Here is a 21,854-nt window from a genome sequence, read left to right as displayed (position 1 = left end):
CGATCGGCGCCATCTGATGCGTTGGCCGACCGGCTCGGGCACTCTTTCTGCAAGGCACGCAACGGTTTAACGCGGGGTGGAGCAGCCCGGTAGCTCGTCAGGCTCATAACCTGAAGGTCATAGGTTCAAATCCTATCCCCGCAACCAAGTTCGATACGGAAACCCAGCAATCTGAATGGATTGCTGGGTTTTTGTTTTTCAACGTCGAACGTCGCCGCAACGCAATCGACGACTTGGTTTCGTAGGTTCGAATGACCCGCGACCTGCTGCGGTCGGCATGACGACATGTTCTTGATATCGCCGTGTACCGCGACAATGAGCGGCTTTGCCCGATGCGGCCTAGGCCTGGCGAGCGGATCCATCATGCCCGGCCGGGCGTCAGCGGCGTGTCCGTTACAGCGAGCGCCTTTGTGAGCCGAACCAGAGGAGGTTGCCGCGGCTGCGGTGAACCACCAAGCGTGCAGGCGATGCGCGTCCGGATTTCAACCGCGCTTGCCGCGATGCGCTGACGACGCACACCCGATCATTTTTTGTCCTTGTCGGCGGTGTCGTCCACGTTGCCTCCATTGTCGACGCATTTCTTGAAATAGTCGCGCTCGGCTTGTCCGTTGCCTTTGGCGCTGCCCGCCGCCGGATTGCCGGGCTGACGTGGCGGAAAGTTTTTCGCAACGAGCGCATTGCATTTCCTCGCGACCTCAACGGTGACGGCTGATGTCTCGGTCGGCAAAAGCAGAGGAGCCACCAGCGAGAATGCAAGAGCGGCTCGCTTGAATTCCTGTTCGGCGCGCATGGCTCACCTCCCTTGTGTGCTGCCGTCATCGTCGACGCGGCGTGATCCTATCGCGGGGTGCAAATCAGGCAATGGTCGATCGCGCAACCCGTTCACGCCGGGTCCGCGGACCAACGCTTTGCGAGCCTTGAATAAGGCCTGAGCGGGTCAGGGGTATCCTCTGACGCGGCACGCACGATCCTCCGCCGGAGGATTAATCTTACGCGGCAACAATTGCCGTCGTGATCGACCTTCGCACTGCGCCTGCAAGATGATTTTGGCTACATACGCGGATCATGTTTTGAGTAGCTTACATGACAAAAAAAATAGCATTAATAACCGGCGTAACGGGTCAAGACGGTGCGTATCTAGCCGAACTGCTGCTCGCGAAGGGCTATGAGGTCCATGGCATCAAGCGACGGACCTCGCTCTTCAATACCGACCGCATTGATCATCTCTACCTCGATCCGCACGAGCCGGATCCTTCGTTCCGGCTGCACTATGGTGATTTGACGGGCTCCTCCAGTCTGATCAGGATCGTCGGCCAGGTACAGCCGGACGAGATCTACAATCTCGCCGCCCAAAGTCACGTGGCGGTTTCGTTTGAGGAGCCGGAATATACCGCGAATTCGGACGCTCTCGGCACGCTGCGAATCCTCGAGGCGATTCGAATCGTGGGGCTCGAGAAGAAGTCGAAATTCTACCAGGCCTCGAACTGTACGGCCTGGTGCAGGAAGTCCCGCAGAAGGAGACCACTCCGTTCTATCCGCGGTCGCCTTACGCCGTCGCGAAGCTTTACGCCTACTGGATCACGGTGAACTATCGTGAGGCGTATGGAATGTATGCCTGCAACGGAATTCTGTTCAATCATGAGTCTCCCGTGCGGGGCGAGACGTTTGTCACCCGAAAGATCACGCGAGCCTTGGCCCGCATCCACCTCGGCCTTCAGGAACGTCTTTATCTGGGCAATCTTGACGCGCTTCGCGACTGGGGGCATGCGCGTGACTACGTCAAAATGCAATGGCTGATGTTGCAGCAGGATACGCCGTAGGACTTTGTCATCGCGACCGGTGTGCAGCACTCGGTTCGCCGCTTCGTCGAGGTTGCCGCGGGCGAAGTGGGGATGCGGATCCGCTGGGAAGGAACGGGCGTCGACGAAAAGGGCTATGATGCCGCCACAGGCAAGTGCATCGTGTCCGTCGACCCGCGCTATTTCCGTCCGTCGGAGGTCGCGACCCTCCTGGGCGATCCCTCCAAGGCGAAGCAGAAGCTTGGCTGGTGGCCCAAGACCTCGTTCGAAAGCCTGGTGCGTGAGATGGTGCAGGAAGATCTCGCCTCAGCGAAGCGAGATGAACTGATCAAGCAGCATGGCTTCAGATATTATCCGCGTCACGAGTGACCGCTGCCCATAACGCCGTCTGGCGCTTGCTGAAGCGGGGGCCTCGAACGCTTTCCGTCCACCACACGCAGTGGGCCGTCCCAATGCCGTCAAGGCATGCGGATGGCGTCCTTGACCGAGATAGCGTCGGGCGGGCGAGCGGTCATCGCCGCCTTCGTTTCGGACGCGGACGGTGCGTTTCGTATCGCGCTCATCTCGAGCGCCCAGCGACCGACGATGGCCCGACGATCCCAACGCTCGAGTGAGCGCTTCCGTCCTTCGGCGCCGAACGCCGCGCAGAGCGCCTGATTCTGAGCGAGCGTGCAGACCGCATCGGCGAGAGCACGCGTGTCGCCGGGGGAAACGACCATCCCGGCACCCTTGACCTCCTCGGCCAGCCCCGTTCCTTCGGTCGCCATCGCGATCACCGGACGGGCGGAGCCAAACACGGCCCCGAGCTTGGATGGCAAGACCAGATCAGCCGCCTCCGCCTTCTGCGGAATGAGATGCACGTCCGCCGTTGCCATCAACTCGTTGAAGCTCTCGTTGGGTTGCAGTCCGAGAAAATGAACATTGGAGCGGCCGGCCGCCATTTTGATCAACCTCGCCTTGTCAGGCCCCTCTCCGGCGAGGATGAAATGAATGTCGGGATGGCTGTCTTGCAGGACGGCGGCGGCGTCGATCACGAGATCGAGCCCCTGCTTGGTCGACATCGTGCCCGAATAGAGTCCGACGACATCGCTTTCGCCAATGCCGAGTTCATGCCGATACCTTGTCTGCCGCGACCGGGGAAAGATGGCGCTTGTGTCGATCCAGTTTCTGATCTCGACGGTCCGCTCCGCAGGAACGCCCTTGGCCAGCAGCCGGTCGACCATCTGCGGTGAAATCGACGATACCCGGTCGAACGACCGAAGGATGCGAGATTCGGCCCCCAGCATCAGCCTGCGAAGCGCGCCGTTTCGAAGAAATCCGAGATCAAAGGCGGCATCAACCTCGAAATCCTGCACATGGAGCCAGGACTTCACACCGATCCGCCGCGCGACGAACGAAACGAGCGCGGACGACATCAAGGAGGGAGCGGTGGACAGCATGACGTCGGGTCGCCATTCGAGCGCCTTCGTCAGCATCGGCAGCGCACTCGTCAACGCAAACGAGGCATGGTGCAGCAGCCGCTTCGCACCCGTCGGCTTCCGCGGCACGTATATCGGGGTGCGCGTGATCTCGACACCATTGGCGTTCCGGGTCCTGAAATAGTGGCTATCGAAGTCGGCCGGGATTCGCCAGGCGGGATAATAGGGCGGCGCAGTGATCACTCTGACCTCGTGCCCTTCGGCCACAAGGCTCTCACAGAGTTCCGTGTTGTATTTCGCAACGCCGATCAGATCGGGCGCATAGTTGATGCCCACCAACAGAATACGCATTCAAGTACAATCCAACTTCTAAAACTGGAATCGAAAACTCACGTCTCGAAAAAAGCGTCGGTCTCGTCAGCCGCCGGAATTGCTTTCCAAATGACGACCGTAGCCCTTCAGAAAATCCTCATATGCCCCCGCCAGCCCGGTCGGTAGCGGAGTAGTGGAACGCCAGCCCAGTTGGCGAATCCGCGAACTGTCGAGGAGCTTGCGGGGCGCGCCGTCCGGCTTGGACGTATCAAAAGCCAACTTGCCCGCATAGCCCACGACCTCCGCTACCATGGCGGCAAAATCGGCGATAGTGACTTCGTCACCACTGCCGACGTTGATGGGCAGATCGTTCGAGTAGTTCTTCAAGAGGAAGACGCACGCATCGGCGAAGTCGTCGACGTTGAGAAACTCACGAAGCGGATTGCCTGTGCCCCAGACGGATACCGTCGGGGTCCCTGCCAGCTTGGCCTCGTGGAAGCGTCGGATCAGCGCCGCCGGCACGTGACTGTGCGCTGGATGATAGTTGTCACCGCGGCCATAGAGGTTGGTCGGCATCACCGATATGAAATCGTCACCATGTTGCCGCCGGTGTGCCTGACAGATCTTGAGGCCGGCAATCTTGGCGATTGCGTACCATTCGTTGGTCGGCTCGAGCGGCCCCGTCAGCAATTCGCTTTCGGCGATCGGCTGCCTGGCGTGCTTGGGGTATATGCAGGACGAGCCGAGAAACAGCAGGCGCTCAACGCCGATTGCATGACTTGCGCGGATCACGTTGAGCTCGACCGCGAGATTGTCGCAGAGAAAATCGACGGGGAAACTACTGTTGGCGGCAATGCCGCCGACCTTGGCGGCGGCATGGATTACGACGTCCGGACGGTTTGCCTCGAGCCACCGGAATGTCGGCTGCTCCTTCGCAAGGTCGAGCTCTCCGCGATCGGCATGAAGGAGGGTGCAGCTCTCCGACGCGAGGCGGCGCATGATGGCCGACCCCACCATTCCGCGATGTCCGGCCACGAAGACCCGCCTTCCAGTCAGATCGTAGGAGAACCCCCCTAACATAAATTAACCCTTGCCTACTGAAATCCGAATGCTTCACGCCTACCGCCGGGGCTTTTGAATGTTGTGGTCTCCGGCGTTCGAATCCGAGCCGGACGCCGTTGCAATAATCCCTACCAATACAACGGCCGATTGTAACCAAACGACTAGATTAATGATGAAGATGCGAAGGGATACTCGGGCGGGACAACACAATGACGGCCTATTCTCCCAAATGCGGCCAGGTACACGACAGTAAGAAGCAGCGCGGCCCATCTCAAAGATGGTGAATGAACGTTCGAGAGTACTAACAGCTCAAATTCAACCGGCCAAAGGCCGTAATGCCTCGGATGCCGGTCCGACCAAATATGCAGTAATTCTCTGCCCAAGTTAAGGTCCATTACGTCGTCCCCTTCAGGGAAGTGCTGTTCGAGCACCCGAAAATTTACGGGCAAAGCAACGAGGCTATGCGCTGTCGGGCGACCACGGAATCTTACGGGGGCAGAAAAGTCTCGTCCGCATGCTCGGCAAAGTGCAGGAAATTCTCGTTCGGGCCACGGGGCGCACCGACTATCGCATTCCTGAGTTTCGCACGTCGGGCTGGTACGACACGCATGCGGCGAGAGAGTAAGTCACGACAGGTTCAGACGGGCGTGCGTCACCACTGGATCATCTCAGCCCGCGAGACGGAGAACCCGTCCGACATCCAACGTTCGCGTCGATCTCATCGATAAGCCGCTTCATCTGCGATTGAGATGTCTGCAACTGCGGAGCCAAATGCCGCTGTCGAACGTAGAGAGGAAACTGTCGTGCGCGTGATGTTCGCGTCGAATTAACCTTGCTGAATTGTACCCGCCAGCGTCGGTCAAGAACCATTGCTGCCAATCCGTATAATTTTAGCGGTACGCGCAGGCGCAGCTTAATTACCAAAACAACTCGTATCCGGCCATTAAAGTCAGGAGAACCGGCGATGCCATAGCAATTTCCCAGCTGAGGAGGGCGCTATGTCGATCGATCCGAAAAATCTTGCTGGAACGGCCACACTCACGTTTTCGGACGATTTCAACTCGCTCAGCCTGTGGAACGGCACGAGCGGCACCTGGGATTCGACCTATTGGTGGGCGGCTGCCAACGGCATCAACATTAGTGGCAACCAGGAGGTCAACTGGTACATCAACAGCAATTATGCGCCCACGAGTTCGGTGACGCCATGGACCGTGAACAACGGCATCCTCGATCTTCATGCGGGCCCCGCAGCTGCCGCGATCCAGCCCTACATCGACAATGCCCAGTACACGTCGGGCATGATCACAACCTATCACTCCTTCTCGCAACTCTACGGCTACTTCGAGATGAGAGCCGAGCTGCCCGCCGGCCAGGGGCTCTGGCCCGCATTCTGGCTGCTGCCCACGAATAACGCGCTATTCGGGACCGTGCCGGCTCAAGAGCTGGACATCATGGAGGCGACCGGCAACAACCCGACCATCGACAACATGACATCGCACAGTTCTGCGACGGGCAGCATGGAGCTCCAGCAGGGCGCAGTCTACCTTCCGACAATGGCGTCTGGATTCCACACCTATGGCATGGATTGGGAGCCCGATACGATTACCTGGTATGTCGACGGAGTGAAGGCCTTCCAGATTGCCACTCCATCCGACATGCACACGCCGATGTATATCATCGCCGACCTGGCGCTGTACGGGCCGTATATCACCGACCCCAGTGCGCCGGTGGGCGGTGACATGCTCATCGACTACATCCGCGCCTACTCCGCCAAGCCGCCTGTCGTTCAGATCAACTCGTTCTCGCCCGATAGCAACATCACCGGCGACGGCATCACCAACGCGAAGCAGATTACGCTGACGGGTTCGGCCGCCGTCGGTACCACAGTCCAGATCTTCGATGGCTCGACCAAGCTTGGCACGGCGGTGACAGACAGCACCGGAAAATGGTCGTTCGTCACGGTAAATCTGACCGACGGGGTTCATCCTTTCACAGCGAAGACAGCGGATCAGAGCGGCAACGTCACGACGTCGACCGCACTCACGGTGACAGTCGACACGACCGCGCCCACGGCCCCGAGCATTGCTTCCTTCACGCCGAACAGTGGAACGATCGGCGACGGCATCACCAACCAGAACCACATCACGCTGAGCGGAACCGCAGAGGCCGGCAGCACGGTCCAGATATTCGACGGAACGACGCAGATCGGCACGGTGGTTGTCGACAAGACCGGCGGCTGGTCTTTCGCGACGGCAACATTGAACGACGGCAGCCACCCGTTCACGGCCAAGGCGATGGATGTTGCCGGCAACGTCAGCTCCACCTCTACGTCGCTTACCGTGACGATCGACACGACGGCTCCCGCCCAGCCTGTCGTTGCGTCGTTTACGCTGGCTCAATCCGCTATTGCCGGTACTGCCGAAGCCGGCGCAACCATCGCACTCTATGACGGCACCCCCCTGATCGGCTCCGGAAAGGCCAAGGGTGACGGCACCTGGAGCATCAACGTCGGATCGCTTTCCTCGGGCTCCCACTCGTTCTCGGTGACTGCGACCGACGCAGCCGGGAATACGAGTGTGCAATCCAATGTTCTCCAGACCAAGGTCATCGAAAGCGCGGGAAGCACGACCCTGGAGCAGGTCGGAACCAGCCTCCACTTTGTCACGGGCAGCACCGACGTCGTATTCAAACTGGCGGGTGCCGCACTGAGTACGGATCAGTTCCCCAGCTACAATTTCATCGGCGCCGAGAAGACCGCGACCGGCTACGACGTCGCCTGGAAGGATGCCGGCACCGGCCTTTATTCGGTCGTGGCCACCGATGCGAACGGCAACTTCCTGTCGACCATCGCCGGCTCGGTCTCCGGTACAAGCGATGCGCTTCGATCGCTGGAGTCGACGATGCATCAGGATCTGAACGGCGACGGCACGATCGGATTGCCCCTCAAGATCATCGAGACGGCGGGCAGCACGATCCTCGAGCAGGTTGGAAACAGCCTCCACTTTGTCACAGGCAGCACCGATGTCGTGTTCAAACTGGCGGGCGCCGCGGTCGGCACGGATCAATTCCCCAGCACCAATTTCATCGGTGCCGAGAAGACGGCGACCGGCTACGACGTCGCCTGGAAGGATACCGGCACCGGCCTGTATACGGTCGCGGCCACCGATGCGAACGGCAACTTCCTGTCGACCATCGTCGGCTCGGTCTCCGGCTCGAACGCGTCGCTGCTCTCGCTGGAGACGACGATGCATCAGGATCTGAACGGCGACGGTACGATCGGCACGAAGGCCGGCACCGTCGCGACCAGCGTTAGCCTGCAGCTTACGATCGATGCTGGAGGCAGCCTCGAGCTCGCCGGCGCTGCGTCGGGCGCGATCACATTCGGCAAAAACACGGGCATGCTGATCCTGGATCAGTCCAGCAAGTTCACCGGCAATATCGTGGGTCTTTCGGGCAATGGCGATCCGACCGCCTCGGATATCCTCGACCTGAGGGATATCGCGTACGGGGCCGGCACCCGGGTTTCGTACATCGGAAATACCTCGGGCGGCGTGCTGACGGTCACTGACGCGCAAAACCATGCTGCGCATCTGAATCTGACGGGCGATTACACGCGAATGACATTTGCCCTGTCCAGTGACGGACACGGCGGCACATTCGTCATCGACCCTCCCGCGACGAACGTTGCTCCGCTGACGCTGTCGATGCCGAATCAAGCCGCCACAGTGAGCCAGGTCGGCGATGGATTTGTTTTTCATCCGTCCGCGGCCGCCGCCAGCGCAAGCACGTATGATGGCCACGCCCCGCTGCCGTTCAACGAGGCGCAGCTTGATTGGTACACGAATGCGATTGCGCAGGATGTGCATCTCGACATTCACGCCCTCGCGGATGCTATGGGCTACACCCACACCCACGACAGCTTCATGCTGCACGTGTAGAGGGAGCAGACGCGCGTCTTCCTGAGGGGGAGGGGGCAGAGACAGTGAAGCCTGCCGGCCCCGCCGTGATGGAATTGCAACCGATCTGGAAAGCGCGAACGGCTCCGACCGCGCCGTGCCGCGCAAATCTTGCCGAGAGGTAACGGGTCTGCCAGTATCGCGTGCGATCACTTGGAGCCTGAGAGATGCCGACACGCAGGGAGATTTTGGGCTCTGCTTTATTTGCGCTGCTTCACAACCAGGCCCGCGCCGCCGAGCAGACGATGGAGCGCGACGGCAGAACACCATACGGGGTCGCCTGCATGACCAATTTCGGGGAAAAGGCGGTTGTCTACGTCGGTCCCCAGGGGGATCTGGCGCGCCACGTCCATCATACCTATACTGAACGCGCCGGTCCGTTTGCTGTCTTCGAACACTTTTGGCAGTTGACGCAGTGTCGTCCGGAATTTTTCGCCGTCGCGGCGGCGTGAGACGGTTCTCGGTCATTGCGATGATCCGGGAAATTGGAAGGAGTGTTTCATGAGATACGGAACAGCCGTGCTGATCCTGTTGTTGCTATCCGGAGGAGGAGCAATGGCACAGGGCGTAGCGCAAAGCCCGACTCAGACCGTGACGCAGCAACGCCAGAGTGGATCGGCGGTCTCGGGTGGGCCGAATTCGGCGGTGCGAACCAACCAGGGCGTCAGCACCGGATTTAGCAGCCCGTTCACAAGCCCGTTCGGGAATTCCAATAGCACCCAATCGAAGGGCGGCTACGCCGGTACCGGCTCGAGCCGGTGATTCTTTATCACCAAGGTGAGGTTCGTCAAATCCGCCGTCTGTGTCGCCCTCCCTGCGTAGAGATACCTTCGCAGCCAGCGCACAAAATCGCGCTGCTGTGCCAAGCTTGGTTAGTTGCTAGTTAAGCGCCCGCAAGATCGTTGCAGATCAGCAACTACGGTAACCCAAAAATCGGCCCCAACGCAGATTCACTTAGAGATTGCGCCGAGCGCATGATAGTTCCGAAAGCATGGGGACTTTTTTTAAAATCAGATTTTTTGCCGGAATCGCGCTTAGCGCCACGATTGCTCTGGCCGGTTGCAGCTATTTGCCGACGTCGGGGCCATCCAGCCAAGCTGTAAAAAGCGAGACGCCGGTCGATGAAAACAGCCTTCCGTATGCGCTGGTCCGCGTCAATTCAGACGTGGTGTCCGTGCTGGCGCGCAATACCGGCAAGCTGACGGTTACCTATCCCGATCGTCAGCCCCCCCGCGAAATCAGATTTGGCATCGGCGACGTCGTCAGCGTCACCATCTTCGAGGCCGCCGCAGGTGGTCTGTTTATCCCGGTTGAAGCAGGTGTTCGGCCCGGCAACTTCATCGCCCTGCCTAATCAGACGGTGGACCACAACGGCAATGTCTCGGTTCCTTATGCCGGTGCTATCCGCGCGCAAGGCCGGACGCCTTCCGAAGTCCAGCAGGCGATTGCGGATGCGCTGAAGAATCGCGCGATCGAGCCGCAGGCTGTCGTCGCCCTCATCGATCAGCGGACGTCGCTCATCAGCGTTCTCGGCGAAGTGAACAATCCGGTTCGCTATCCAGCAAACGCTGCCGGCGAGCGCCTGCTTGATGCGATCACGCGTGCCGGCGGCCCCAAGGGACAAGGCTTCGACACCTGGGTCATGCTCGAGCGCAACGGCAAGCAGGCGACCGTGCCGTTTGGGTCGCTGGTGTACGAGCCGTCGAACAATATCTGGGTCCATCCGAACGATACGGTTTACGTCTATCGTGAGCCGCAGACGTTTGTGGCCTTTGGCGCAACCGGCCAGCAGGGTCAGTTCAACTTCGACGCCTGGCGAATTTCGGTGGCCGAGGCCGTTGGCAAGGCAGGCGGCCTGAACGATACGCTGGCTGATCCCGGAGCGATCTTCCTCTATCGCGGTGAGCGGCGCGAAATCGCCGCGATGATGGGCGTCGACGTGAGCCGTTTCACGACGCCGATCATCCCGATCGTGTATAATTTCAACATGCGCGACCCATCGACGTACTTCCTGGCGACGAAAGTTCTGATCCGCAACAAGGACGTTCTGTACACGTCGAACGCTCCAGCGGTGGAATCGGCGAAGCTGATGACGTACATCAGACTGGTCACCGCAACGGTCAACGATCCGATAGTTGCAGCCTACAATGGTGCAGCGCTTCGGAATCTGGTCGTAACGACTCCCTGATCCGCATGCGGTATGACCGGCGATACATCGCCGTCTTGCAGACGGCGGTGGTCGCCCTCAAACCGCGGCAGACTTCGGATGCGTTCGCTGCGCTGCTGTTCGCGGCCGTGGCCATCATGCCCTTCCCGTTTGCATCAGTGTCCTCCGTCGCCATTTCGCTTTGGTGCGGTTTGGTGGGCGTAGCGGTGGTCGGGCTTGCCCTGCGACCGCCAGCGATTGCTTCACCGCTTTTTCTTGCAGCCATCATTGCCGTCGGCGTCGCGAGCTATGCGACCATCCTCTACCTTCAGGTCGTGGCTCGAACGCCGTCCGATCCCCTGGTCCATCCGATCTGGGCCGTGGCCAGCGAGATTCTGGGAATACCCCTGGAGGCCAGCGCGTCGATCGCCAGGGGGCAACCTTATCTCGCGATCGGTACGCCGCTCTTGAACCTGCTGCTGTTCACGGGGGGCTACATGTGCGGCGCCGACGAGACACTCTCGCGCCGCCTGTTGCGCACGATCGCATGGTCGGGGGGCCTCTATGCCGTTTACGCGATTTGCTCCTACGCGCTCGAACCCAACCTGGTGCTGTGGCGCGAGAAGATCGCCTATGTCGGCAATCTCACCGGAACGTTCACGAACCGCAATGCGGCGGCGGTCTATTTCGGGTCGATCGCCATTGTATGGTTGCTGCTCACGTTCCGGCGCCTCAGTCTGCGCAAGAAGCGCCGTTCCGGCAAACGCCGCCGCCCATCGAGCACCGGCGTGAATTGGCGTGTCCTTGCGGTGCCGGGCAGCTTTTTTTGCATTTGCTTGCTGGCGTTGGTCCTGACCGGCTCCCGTGCGGGTGTGGCGTGCAGCTTTGCCGGCCTGATGGTGGCCTTTGGGCTGAATTTCAGATCAGAGATGTCGCCCAGGCTTCGCAATTGGCTGGCCTTTGGTGCTGCCGTCGTCGTCATCCTGGCGATCTACCAAATCTTCGACAGCGGGTTGGGCGAACGGCTGGAAACGGAAGGCGCAGCCGGCGGTGGACGTGCCAGCGTCGTGGCCTCGGTTGTGCGCATGATTTCGGATTTTCCGTGGCTCGGGAGCGGTTTGGGCTCGTTCCGCTGGAGCTTCGCCGCCTATCGGAGCAGCGAGATTTCGGGCTGGGGCGTGTGGGATCGGGCGCATAACGTCGCCCTTGAGATCGCCGCAGAAGGCGGCCTGGTCCTGGCGGGCATCGTCGTCCTGGCCTGGATTGGCGCAATGGCGATGCTGCTACGCGCCTGCCTCGATCCTCAACGCTCCCGTACTCTGCCGCGCGCCGCCCTGGCCGTCTCAACGGTCGCGGTGTTGCACTCCCTGATTGATTTTTCCCTGCAGATCCCTGCCTACGCCGGCACTGTAATTGTTCTGCTCGGTGCCGCGCTCGCGCAAACGCAGAGGCCAGTGGCCGAGGTTGAGGCGGCTGACGCGGTTAACTTTGAAGTGAACCAAAGTCCGGAAAGCCTCGACTGACGTTGATGTTGCGGCGCTATGCGGTTAAGATATCGTTATATTTTTGGAAGGGTTCACGGTATGTTCCGAATCGCTTTTAAGCAACAAATCACTGGCGTTGCAGCGTTGGCAATTCTCGCAATGTGCGTAGCCACTCAGGTCCCGACACCCGCGTCGGCCCAGCGTTCGCCGCAAGCCACTGCTCAATTCCTGAGCAACCCGGCAGAGCTTCTAGCCAAGAATCCCACCGGTGGCGCCGAGCTCGTCAGCGCCGTTCGCGAACTCGTCTCGGGTGACCCAGCAACACTTCAGCCGATCATCAATTTGATCGCGAATGCCAACAAGGACCAGAAGGCGGCAATCGGCGCCGGCCTGGCGCAGGCTGCCAAGGTCATCGTCCGAAGCAACCCCGGTCTTGCCACGGAAATCCAGCAGGCGATTCTCAACACCAAGGATCAGGACGTCGTTCTGGCCTTTGCCGCAGGCGCTGGCGACCGACCGATCGGCGCCGGAGGCGGCGGTGGTGGTGGTGGCGGTGCTGGCGGCGGTCAGACCAATCCGCTTCAGTTCGGCGGAGGCGGGGGCGGTGCTCCGCAGCAGATCGGCGGAAACGGCACCAACACGCCGATGTTCAGCTACACGTCGAACGTGACCGGCTTGGGCAATACGTTCACGAATTCCGGCACCGTTTCGAGTTCAGTAAGCCCGTGAGAGCAATGCCGGGGAAATCCGGCATTGGCTACATTACCGGCCCAGGCCGGAGTGAGCGACTGCTTGCGAAACAGGCGGCCGTTTTGGCTTGCCGCATCACAATGATCCCAAAATGCTCCAGCTCCTGAAGCCCGAGGAACGCGAGATCGAACGCGCGGACTACGTGTCGCCCGATCAGATGTTTGCGGCCACCCTCGGTTTCGTTCGCCGCCAGTATCCGATCTTTCTGGTCACGATGCTGATCACCCTCGCCTTGGGTGCAGCTTATCTCGTGATAACCCGATCGACCTATACCGCGCAGGCGACGATCATCATCGACACGCGAAAGCTTCAGCCCTACTCGTCCCAGAATTCCCTCTTTACAGAAGTCCCCGTGGACTCGCCTGCCGTGGACAGTCAGCTCGAGCTGATCAAGTCCGACAACATTGCGCGATCGGTGATCCGCGACCTGCATCTGGCGCAAGAGCCCGAATTCGCCCGTTATGGCGGAGGTTTCGTCGGCAATCTCCTCTACTATTTCTACCAGCTGTTCGAACCCGGCGATGAGTCCCAGGACGAGATTGAGCGCCGCGCCTTGCGCGAATTCTCGAACAATCTCTCGGCGAAGCGCGTAGGCGTTACCTACGTGATCGAGATATCGTATCGCTCTGCCTTGCCGGGGCGGGCTGCCCAGGTGGCCAATGCCGTCGCCGAGGCCTACATCACCGATCAGCTCGACGCCAAGTATCAGTCGGCCCGCCGTGCGGGCGACTGGCTTTCCAGTCGCATCCAGGAGCTGAAGCAGCAGGCGATCTCCGCCGATCGCTCGATCGTCGACTTCAAGAGCAAGAACAACATCGTCGATGCCGGCGGACGGTCGATTTCCGAACAGCAGGTCGCAGAGCTCAACAGCCAGCTGCTCGCAGCACGGACGGTCACCGCGGACGCGCGTGCACGCCTCGATCGCATCGAGCAGGTCATGAAATCGGACGTTCGCGACGCAACGGTAACGGATACCCTGCGAAGCGACGTCGTAAGCAAGCTGAGATCCCAATATCTGGAGATCGCCAATCGGGAGGCCGACCTTTCTGCGAAGTACGGGTCGAACCATCTGGCGGCAGTCAACCTGCGCAACCAGATGCGTGAAATCGCCAAGTCGATTACCGCAGAGCTTGGCCGCCTCGCGGAAACCTACAAGAGCGACTACGAGATCGCCAAGCAGCGCGAGGATGAGGCGCAACGCGCGCTGGAGGCCGCGGTCACCCGCTCTCAAATCGGTGGCCAGGCCCAGGTCCAGCTGAAGGAGCTGGAGAGCAACTCCCAGACCTACCGTTCGATGTACGAGACCTTCCTGCAGCGCTATACTGAATCCATTCAGCAGCAATCGTTCCCGATCACGGAGGCCCGCATCATATCGAGCGCGGACCGGCCCTCCAAGCGCAGCAGTCCCAAGACCATTCTCGTTCTCTCGATGGCGTGCGCCGGCGGCCTGATGCTGGGCTTCGGCATCGGCCTTATGAGGGACCTGTCCGATCGCGTGGTACGCACCAGCGATCAGATCGAGCGGTTGCTGGGAGCTGATTGCCTCGCAACCCTTCCTGTTCTTCCGGCGCCCGCTCACCAGCCCAACGACACCCCTCTGTCACCGCATGAGATGCAAGCCGAGGCCGGAGCTTTCTGGGCCGTGGTAAGCTCGCCGTTCTCCAGATACGCCGAAGGCATCCGCTCGATAAAGTCCGCGATAGACCTCAATAGTCGACTACGCAGCGGTCGCGTCGTGGGCCTCTCCTCGGCGCTCCCCGGCGAGGGGAAATCGACCACTGCCGCGGGCCTTGCGCTGCTCAGCGCGCAGTCCGGGCACAAGGTTATCTTGATCGACGCGGATCTTCGGAATCCGTCGCTCACGAAGTTGATGGCGCCAAACGCCGCCGCCGGCCTCGTCGAGGTTGTCCTTGGGGAACGCAAGTTCGAAGACGTCGTTCTTCGGGAGAGTACAACCGGCGTGGATTTCCTGCCCGCGGTGATCCATACCCCGATCGCACACACCAGCGAGATTCTCGCCTCCGAAGGCATGCGAGCGCTCATCGAGCGCTTCAGCAACATGTATGACTACATCATCATCGATCTCTCTCCGCTGGCGCCGGTGATCGATGTCCGCGCGACCGGACACTTCATTCCCACCTATCTCCTGGTGCTCGAATGGGGCAAGACCAATATCGATGTCCTTGAGCGAGCATTGGCGAACGCCCGGTCGGTTCGTGAAAATCTGCTTGGCGTGATCATGAACAAGGCCGACACGAATCTTTTGAAGCGATACGAAGGATACGGGACTAGCTACTACTACGATCCCAAGTACTCGCAGCCGAGCTAGATCGTTGAGGAGCGCCGATTTCACCGGTGCAGCTGCGACTGGCATCACGTGTCTGCTTGCGACCCTGCTGGGACTGGGCGGGGTGGCTTGGTCAGCCATCACGTTGCCGACCTTTTGGCGACAATTGCCATTGGAGCAATTCGCGAACCGCATTGTTCGCGGAGAGACCTTCCCGGTGGATCAGCTGGAAGAGAAGCTCCGGCTTTATCGCGAGACCGGCAATCTGATTGCCTGCGGCGCCACTGCTGCCCACGACTCATCGGTCGTCGATCTGGCTATCGTCAGAGGCAGGTTGGACGCCTCGCCGGCAATCGACGCCGACCTCGAACGCAGTCGGCGCTCTCTCTTGGCCGCGTTGTCATGCTTGCCTTCGGATTCGTATCTCTGGTTTTCGCTCTTCCAGGTCGAAAGCCTCCGGGCAGGTCTTAGGCAGGAATACATCCGCTACCTGGACATGTCTTACCAGGTCGGACCCAACGAGGGCTGGCTTGCCATTCCCAGAAACCGCGCCGCCTTCGCCATCTTTCCAGCCCTTTCCGAAGCACTTCAATCCAGGGTGCTCGACGAGTTCTGCCTGCTGGTGCGGACCGAGCTCTATGCGGAGGCCATCACAGTCTTCCTCGGTGCGGCGCAGCCCTACCAAGATTTGATTGTCAGACGCCTGGAAACGATCCCGCTCAAGAATCGTCAGCTGTTTGCAGTTCAGCTCGCGCGCAAGGGCATCGATCCGCATATCCCGGGAACGTCGGTGGTCGTACGCTGATACGCCGGGAGGAATCGGCTTGAGTGGGAAACCAGCAGTCTACCGGATCCTAGAGTGGCCATAGATATCGGTGATCAGCGTCGCCGACGCAATGAGCCGCCTCAAAGGCGGACTAGATCCTGCCGCTCGCAGTTCGCGCCTCGCCGGCAAGGCCCGAACAATTCCATGAGGGAGACGAAGCAGATATCGTCACAGACACATCGCCCTGCGCCTCCGTCGACGGCGGTCAAAGAATCTCCCGCACCGTTCGCGCGAATATTCGGGCAGTCTTCGGTATCTCACGGATACGAACGGCCGGATTCCCGCCGAACATTGAGTATTGCTCAGCGCTCACATGCGAGACCACAGCGCCTGCCATGACGACGCTAAAATCTGGAATCTGAACTCCCTTCAGGATAATCACGCCGGTACCAATCATCGTATAGGCCCCGATCCTGATCGGTGAACAGGATTGCCGGCAAGAAATAGGATTCACGCCATGCGTAACCAGCTGGCTTCGTACCCCCGCGAGCACCGAAAATCGCCCGAATTCGATCCTGTCAGTGCAATCGATATAGTGACGATGAATCAGGCTGCTGGATTCTCCCATAATCAGCTCTGAGCGCCGATTTGGCTTCCTACGATAGTATCGTGAGTTGGACCTGCTCGATATGCCGGTAATCCAGTTGAAATTTCCGATCAGGGCATCGCCCCCGAGTTGCAGTCGATCGAGGCTTCCGACGTAGTTGAAGTGGCCAATCGAGGCCTTCGGTGCCATCACCAGTTCATCTGCAAGTATCACAGACAGGCCGACACGAGCGTCAGGATCGATCGAGAAGCCAAGCACGCTGTTGAGCAGCCGCCGGCGAATTGGCCATGGAAGCGCGACGCACAGCAGCTGGAAAAACGCCTTCAACATTTCGAAACCCATCAAAAGTCGCAGTTCGACATTACCCTGTCGCCTGTAAGGCTTTCTTCATACCTCGGACCAAGTGGATCCTCAGCCCTTGGCCGTATGCCCGATAGCTCGCCCACGACCGCAAAAGCAGCGCCAAGCGCGAGAACGCCGGCGGCGTCTCAAGCCACTTATGTGATTGGCGCATAAGCTAACCGAACCGCGAAGACCCTACCCAGAACAGAATGCTTCCGCAGCTGCCCAAGCATTGCCAAGACCCCGGCTCCGAGCACGATGTCCATCGCCAGCAGAATGCCGCCCTGTTCCAGAGCCCGAAACAGTAAAAACGCTAACGGCAAGAATGCAACAGCTTCCAAGATGTGAATACGTGACGCCGTGCGGATGTTCGCCGCGCCGGTCATCAATGCGGCGAGGAAAAAATGCAGCGCGCCAAGAACGATCAGAAGGGATCCGCCGACCAGGAAGAGACGATCGAGGTGAATCGCGGATTTCAGCCAAAAGGACAAGATCGGCGCGCCCAAAATCAGAAAGCCGGCCCCCCCCACCATTGACCCGCTCAACAGCATGATCCCGCTCAGACGAACGGTGCGGACGACCGACGCGACGTCACGTCTCTTGAGTTCAAACGCGACGAGATTGGATAGCGGGAAGGTGAAAGCGATGACGAGCGAGCCGTAGGACTGCATCAACCGCATGAATATTCCCAGTTCGACGACGGCCTCGGGTCCATCGATGAATCCAAATAGACCGGTCGCGAGCTGAAAGATGACGCCGAGCCCCAGGCTAATGATCGTGAAATCGAGAGAACTCAACGTTAGGAGCCTGATCGTCCTCCATCGCCAGCCGAAATTGAGCGAGAAAAGATTTCGGTTACGTCGCACGACGTCCACCGCATGGAACACCGATCCCAGCAAGAAGCCCAGATTAAGCAGATACGCAGCGAACGTAATCGACGGATGGGTCGGAAACACCAACAGCAGAACAGCAAGCGAAAGGCTGTAGCTGATCAGCTGGAAGAAATACAATCGGTGCAGCTGATGGTGGCCTGCGTCAATACCCTCGAAGACAGAAAGAAAGAACCATAAGCTGAGTGCAAAGAACATGATCACGACAGTGACGGCGAACTCGTGGTAGTTCGCCGCAATGACGTCGCCGAGTGGCGCGAACGACAAGAACAAGAAGAACAGGCCCGTCGCCACTAGAAAGAGCAACAGGTTGATGACAGCGGCGAGCACCGTTGCGAGGGACACGAATTCGACCGTGAACCTGCTGCTACTGCTCCTCCTCCGAGCGACGGTGTTCGCGATTACGCGCCCCATTCCGATATTGGCGAAGCCAATCCAGGAACTGATACTCAAAATCACAAGCAACAAACCGAAGCGCGAAGGCCCCAGCTTCGCCAGCGCCAAGGGTATTCCCACAAGGTTCAACACGATCGCGAGAATCCGACAAGCGCTCGCGGACGATGCCGAGATGATGATTGACTTCATGGTTTCAAGCAGCCCAAGCGTGCAATCTATAGAGTGCCGTCGAGCGGCGATTGGACAGGCGCCGCCTTCGACCATATGTGCGGCATCAAACTGGCAACTCTAGTTCATACCACCAATGCCCTTCTTTACTCGCCCGGGGCCCGTCCGAGTAGGTAAAAAATCGCCGAGTGATCAACATCCTTACTTTCGAGTCTCCGTCGCGGTGCTCGGCTGCCGAAGGGCCGCCTTGCTCGGGGACGCGATCCGTGCCGAGTGGTGCGGTTCCGGGCATCGAGCGAGCGATCGGGCCAACCGCATGTGACGGAGGATCCACCTCGCTTGATCAGTAACCATGTCCGCAGGCACAAGGGGGGCATTGCCGATCCAGCCCGCAGAAACTTGATGTCGAATTTCTGCTATGGTATTTCTGTCGGCGTATTTCATTGCTCGCTCATGCATTCTTCTCTCGCCGGAGTCACTGCATTACATTGTCGGATGGCAAGGATAAGCGGCCATCATCCTGGAGACCCCTGTGCATATTAAAAAGCGGCTTATTGTCCACGTTCAGGGTTATGACCCGAGAGGACTGGCGCAGCACTATCGAAGATACAGATCCGAGCTACAGAAATTCGCCGCACTCTACGGCGTCAAAACCAAGATTACCCGCCCCGTAGCTGATCACTCGAATTCCTCGATCTCGTCCTGGACCACCGATGCGGAAGCGTCCGACGGCAGCTGGCAAACCCATACGCATTACGACTTCTTGCGCTGGGAAGACCTTATCAAGCGCAACATGGAATGGCCGGCCTGGCGTACAGTCATCAGCGCGAATGCAATCTATTGCCGACAGCTCCTCGATGGCACGTTGTTGAAATTCATGAAGGCAAGCTGGCGTTTTGGCGCATTCTACAGCTATGCCCAGCTTGTCTTCGCGATTGAAGCCGTACTGTCACTGATCGGCGCATTTGTCGTCGAGAGAGGATTGCACTTCGTCGGCCTGTCCCTTTTTGTTTCGATCCCGGTGGCAATTGTTGTCTTCCTGATTTTGCTGGGTGCATTGTTCAAGCTGTTGGACGGTCGAACATATACGCTCTATCTGATGTCGGATCAGATATTCACGTGGAACTACGCTCATCGCCGTCATCCCGAATGGGACGAGCGCGTCGAGCAATTCGCTCGTCACCTCGTCGAGGTTACGAAGAAGAGCGACGCTGACGAACTGATCATAGTCGGTCACAGCTCGGGCTCGTTTCTTGGACTTGAAATTCTTTCGCGCGCATTGGAAATCGATCCCGAGTTAGGACACCGCGGGCCGAAGGCAATGCTGCTTACGATCGGAGCCAATCTTCCCATCGTCGGGTTCTTGCCCGTGTCGCGGGCATTCCGCGAACGTTTGCAGAAGTTGGCCGTCGAACCATCCATCGATTGGGTCGATTGCCAGTCGGTTACAGACGTCATGAACTTCTATCCATTTGAACCGGTCACGGGGCACGGCATCCGTGTCGGCAAAGCGCAACGGAACCCCAGGATCATGGACGTGAAGTTCCGCGACATCATCGATCCGAAGAACTGGAATACCTTCCGTCGCCACCCGTTTCGTGGCCATGCTCAGTTCTTCATGGCAAACGAGCAGCCCAATGCCTATGACTTCTTCATGATGATGTGCGGGCCGGTCAGCTTGGGGGACCGTGCCACCAACCCCACGGCTGCGCTCACTATCGCAGTCGGCGACGCTGCTGCCCGCAAGCAGGCGTGGTCGGAATTGGGATTGCCACCGGTCGAAATTGCCTCCTGAAGAGAGCAAGCCGGGAGCGTCTCGGTATCCACCTTCACGCTTTGTCTGACTAGTAGAGAAAGCGGGCTGCACCATTCGACATGAGCGTAGAGCCGGAGTGCCATGAAGCGCACCATTCTTGCAATTGCGGTGTTTTCATTGATTGCCGCCCCGGCCCATTCGGATGAGGTCGGCAAGCACGAACTGGTACTACCCGGCGCGCCAGAGGCGGTTTTTTCCGCCGTGCGACTGTCTTCATGGAATGGCAATTTTGCCCGTGTGGTACGAGCCTCTGATCGCGCGTCGTTCGATATTCGCTTCAGGAACGGCGTTCCTGACTACAACGCAGCGCTGAAGTTCGCGAATGGCTCGTCACTTACCTATTCAATCCTCTACGACCAGAGCGGCAACGGTCATGACCTCACTCAACCGACCGCGGCAAACCAACCGGACTTCTCGGTTACGTCATTGCTCAACGGCATCATGCCGATCATCGTCGACGGCACTTTCGCGGCTACGCAAAAGTCGCTCCTGATTCCCAGATCGCTCTCACTGGCGCGAGACAACTTCTCGTATTTCACCGCGATGCGGCCGACCGCGTCGTTGACGAGCCAGAGTTTCTTCGAGTTTACCAACGAAGCTTCGGTTCAGATGGCGAGTGTCCTCGATGCCGATGCCGACCGAAACTCAGGCATCAATATCCACGACGGCTCGACCGTCCTCCAGAGCCGGATTCGCCTTCGTGCCCAGATGACCACACTGGGCTATCGGTCGGCACAGAATGCGCAGCTGGTTACCGTCAATGGGCAGGCAGCATCGCCGCTGCCTGCAGCAGGACCGGCCACGATGAACACCGGCGGGACGATCGGCTCGTCTCTTAACCCCTCGTATCCGCTGCGAGCCGATATCTTCGCAATCGTGTTCTACAATTCAGCTGTCAGCGACGCCGTTCACGACGCCGTTATGGCGACGTTCGATGCGTCATTTTCGATTCCTCAGCACTTCACGACGCGGCTCATTTATGGTGGATCGAGCGGGATCTACGGGCTTGGATCCACGCTCAATCAGAATATCGTCCGCAAGATCAACATGCCATCGAGCGTGGAAATCTATAACTTCGGGATTAGCGGCCAAGGGCTCGCCAGTGAATATGCCAATGCTGCCAGCGTGGAACTGGCCATGTATGATGCCAGGAAGGCGTCATTCATCGTTGTGATGGACGCGCCTTCCAACGACATCGCAAGCGCCAGATTCCAAGGTGCTGCGGATGCTACCGCGCAGGCGAAGGCGTTTTACAGGAACGTCACTCTCCCGTTCGTCGCCGCGATCAAGTCCTTGAGTCCAAATGCGTCGGCAGTGGTGCCTACCGTCATCCCACGCAGCGGCTTCGACACCACGAGCAATTGGTGGGAGACGGCCCGCGTCGTCTACAACGATCTGGTCGTCTCTGGCGCGGCCATGAACGGTTACATTGCGTCAGACCGAACAGGCCATGTCGGCTTTTCTGAGCAGGATTCGTGGAAAAACAAGAACTACTACTTCGATGGCATTCACCCAAACGATACCGGGTACAGCGTGTTGGCCCGCATCGACGGAGCCGCGATCCTGTCGCAGGTACGCTAGGCGCCAGGCCCGTTCTGCGACGCCTGGCCAAGCTCACTCTGATCAGAATGACCGCGAACTGGTTCAGCGCGAGA

Annotated in this window: 14 protein-coding genes, 1 tRNA gene and 1 pseudogene; 11 read left to right on the top strand and 5 right to left on the bottom strand. The window is 59.2% G+C overall.

Annotation, left to right across the window (positions count from 1 at the left end):
- Window positions 1-70: 70 nt before the first annotated feature.
- Window positions 71-147, top strand: a tRNA-Met gene (locus BraRD5C2_RS27575).
- Window positions 148-523: 376 nt separating this feature from the next.
- Here BraRD5C2_RS27575 and BraRD5C2_RS27570 read toward each other — a convergent pair.
- Window positions 524-790, bottom strand: a complete 267-nt coding sequence (locus BraRD5C2_RS27570) for a hypothetical protein (protein WP_223974092.1) — start codon at window positions 788-790, stop codon at window positions 524-526.
- 293 nt (window positions 791-1,083) lie between these two features.
- Here BraRD5C2_RS27570 and gmd point away from each other — a divergent pair.
- A pseudogene (gene gmd / locus BraRD5C2_RS27565) lies at window positions 1,084-2,168 on the top strand (GDP-mannose 4,6-dehydratase).
- Window positions 2,169-2,257: 89 nt separating this feature from the next.
- Here gmd and BraRD5C2_RS27560 read toward each other — a convergent pair.
- A complete protein-coding gene (locus BraRD5C2_RS27560) occupies window positions 2,258-3,568 on the bottom strand; it encodes a WcaI family glycosyltransferase (protein ID WP_223974090.1) in 1,311 nt (436 codons plus the stop codon).
- 66 nt (window positions 3,569-3,634) lie between these two features.
- Window positions 3,635-4,609: a GDP-L-fucose synthase family protein gene (locus BraRD5C2_RS27555; protein ID WP_223974088.1), complete on the bottom strand. Its 975-nt coding sequence runs from the start codon at window positions 4,607-4,609 to the stop codon at window positions 3,635-3,637.
- A gap of 980 nt (window positions 4,610-5,589) precedes the next feature.
- On the opposite strand from BraRD5C2_RS27555, the gene BraRD5C2_RS27550 reads away from it, so the two are divergent.
- From BraRD5C2_RS27550 to BraRD5C2_RS27520, 7 genes are all read left to right on the top strand, one after another.
- Window positions 5,590-8,529, top strand: coding sequence for an Ig-like domain-containing protein (locus tag BraRD5C2_RS27550; protein WP_223974086.1), 2,940 nt, complete (start codon window positions 5,590-5,592; stop codon window positions 8,527-8,529).
- 185 nt (window positions 8,530-8,714) lie between these two features.
- On the top strand, window positions 8,715-8,999 hold the full coding sequence (locus tag BraRD5C2_RS27545) for a hypothetical protein (protein ID WP_223974084.1): 285 nt from the start codon (window positions 8,715-8,717) through the stop codon (window positions 8,997-8,999).
- A 539-nt stretch (window positions 9,000-9,538) separates the two neighbouring features.
- Window positions 9,539-10,735 (top strand): polysaccharide biosynthesis/export family protein, encoded by a 1,197-nt coding sequence (locus BraRD5C2_RS27540; protein WP_223974082.1) that lies wholly within the window; start codon window positions 9,539-9,541, stop codon window positions 10,733-10,735.
- Window positions 10,736-10,770: 35 nt separating this feature from the next.
- Entirely contained in the window at window positions 10,771-12,216 is a 1,446-nt protein-coding gene (locus BraRD5C2_RS27535; RefSeq protein WP_223974081.1) for an O-antigen ligase family protein, read from the top strand.
- Between the two features lie 60 nt (window positions 12,217-12,276).
- Window positions 12,277-12,906 (top strand): hypothetical protein, encoded by a 630-nt coding sequence (locus tag BraRD5C2_RS27530; RefSeq protein ID WP_223974080.1) that lies wholly within the window; start codon window positions 12,277-12,279, stop codon window positions 12,904-12,906.
- A 112-nt stretch (window positions 12,907-13,018) separates the two neighbouring features.
- Window positions 13,019-15,256 (top strand): polysaccharide biosynthesis tyrosine autokinase, encoded by a 2,238-nt coding sequence (locus BraRD5C2_RS27525; protein WP_223974079.1) that lies wholly within the window; start codon window positions 13,019-13,021, stop codon window positions 15,254-15,256.
- Between the two features lie 4 nt (window positions 15,257-15,260).
- Window positions 15,261-16,019, top strand: a complete 759-nt coding sequence (locus tag BraRD5C2_RS27520; protein WP_223974078.1) for a hypothetical protein — start codon at window positions 15,261-15,263, stop codon at window positions 16,017-16,019.
- Window positions 16,020-16,245: 226 nt separating this feature from the next.
- Here BraRD5C2_RS27520 and BraRD5C2_RS27515 read toward each other — a convergent pair whose 3' ends face one another.
- Together BraRD5C2_RS27515 and BraRD5C2_RS27510 are read right to left on the bottom strand one after the other, a co-directional pair.
- Window positions 16,246-16,929 carry an acyltransferase gene (locus tag BraRD5C2_RS27515; RefSeq protein ID WP_223974077.1) on the bottom strand — a complete coding sequence of 228 codons (684 nt, stop codon included), beginning with the start codon at window positions 16,927-16,929 and terminating at the stop codon, window positions 16,246-16,248.
- Between the two features lie 155 nt (window positions 16,930-17,084).
- Window positions 17,085-18,404, bottom strand: coding sequence for an MATE family efflux transporter (locus BraRD5C2_RS27510; protein ID WP_223974076.1), 1,320 nt, complete (start codon window positions 18,402-18,404; stop codon window positions 17,085-17,087).
- A 511-nt stretch (window positions 18,405-18,915) separates the two neighbouring features.
- On the opposite strand from BraRD5C2_RS27510, the gene BraRD5C2_RS27505 reads away from it, so the two are divergent.
- Together BraRD5C2_RS27505 and BraRD5C2_RS27500 are read left to right on the top strand one after the other, a co-directional pair.
- Window positions 18,916-20,178 (top strand): lipase family protein, encoded by a 1,263-nt coding sequence (locus BraRD5C2_RS27505; RefSeq protein WP_223974074.1) that lies wholly within the window; start codon window positions 18,916-18,918, stop codon window positions 20,176-20,178.
- A gap of 102 nt (window positions 20,179-20,280) precedes the next feature.
- Window positions 20,281-21,780 carry an arabinofuranosidase catalytic domain-containing protein gene (locus BraRD5C2_RS27500; RefSeq protein WP_223974072.1) on the top strand — a complete coding sequence of 500 codons (1,500 nt, stop codon included), beginning with the start codon at window positions 20,281-20,283 and terminating at the stop codon, window positions 21,778-21,780.
- Window positions 21,781-21,854 lie beyond the last annotated feature (74 nt).

Source organism: Bradyrhizobium sp. RD5-C2 (assembly GCF_019972155.1).
Classification (GTDB): domain Bacteria; phylum Pseudomonadota; class Alphaproteobacteria; order Rhizobiales; family Xanthobacteraceae; genus Bradyrhizobium.
Note: the sequence above shows the minus strand (reverse complement) of the source record. Positions and strands in the feature narration are given on the sequence as shown.

Bases quoted from the DNA above. Each gene is read 5' to 3' on its own strand.
- BraRD5C2_RS27510 (WP_223974076.1), bottom strand. From the start codon at position 18,404: ATGAAGTCAATCATCATCTCGGCATCGTCCGCGAGCGCTTGTCGGATT.
- BraRD5C2_RS27555 (WP_223974088.1), bottom strand. From the start codon at position 4,609: ATGTTAGGGGGGTTCTCCTACGATCTGACTGGAAGGCGGGTCTTCGTG.
- BraRD5C2_RS27560 (WP_223974090.1), bottom strand. From the start codon at position 3,568: ATGCGTATTCTGTTGGTGGGCATCAACTATGCGCCCGATCTGATCGGC.
- BraRD5C2_RS27570 (WP_223974092.1), bottom strand. From the start codon at position 790: ATGCGCGCCGAACAGGAATTCAAGCGAGCCGCTCTTGCATTCTCGCTG.
- BraRD5C2_RS27545 (WP_223974084.1), top strand. From the start codon at position 8,715: ATGCCGACACGCAGGGAGATTTTGGGCTCTGCTTTATTTGCGCTGCTT.
- BraRD5C2_RS27550 (WP_223974086.1), top strand. From the start codon at position 5,590: ATGTCGATCGATCCGAAAAATCTTGCTGGAACGGCCACACTCACGTTT.
- BraRD5C2_RS27540 (WP_223974082.1), top strand. From the start codon at position 9,539: ATGGGGACTTTTTTTAAAATCAGATTTTTTGCCGGAATCGCGCTTAGC.
- BraRD5C2_RS27515 (WP_223974077.1), bottom strand. From the start codon at position 16,929: ATGGGTTTCGAAATGTTGAAGGCGTTTTTCCAGCTGCTGTGCGTCGCG.
- BraRD5C2_RS27525 (WP_223974079.1), top strand. From the start codon at position 13,019: ATGCTCCAGCTCCTGAAGCCCGAGGAACGCGAGATCGAACGCGCGGAC.
- BraRD5C2_RS27530 (WP_223974080.1), top strand. From the start codon at position 12,277: ATGTTCCGAATCGCTTTTAAGCAACAAATCACTGGCGTTGCAGCGTTG.
- BraRD5C2_RS27500 (WP_223974072.1), top strand. From the start codon at position 20,281: ATGAAGCGCACCATTCTTGCAATTGCGGTGTTTTCATTGATTGCCGCC.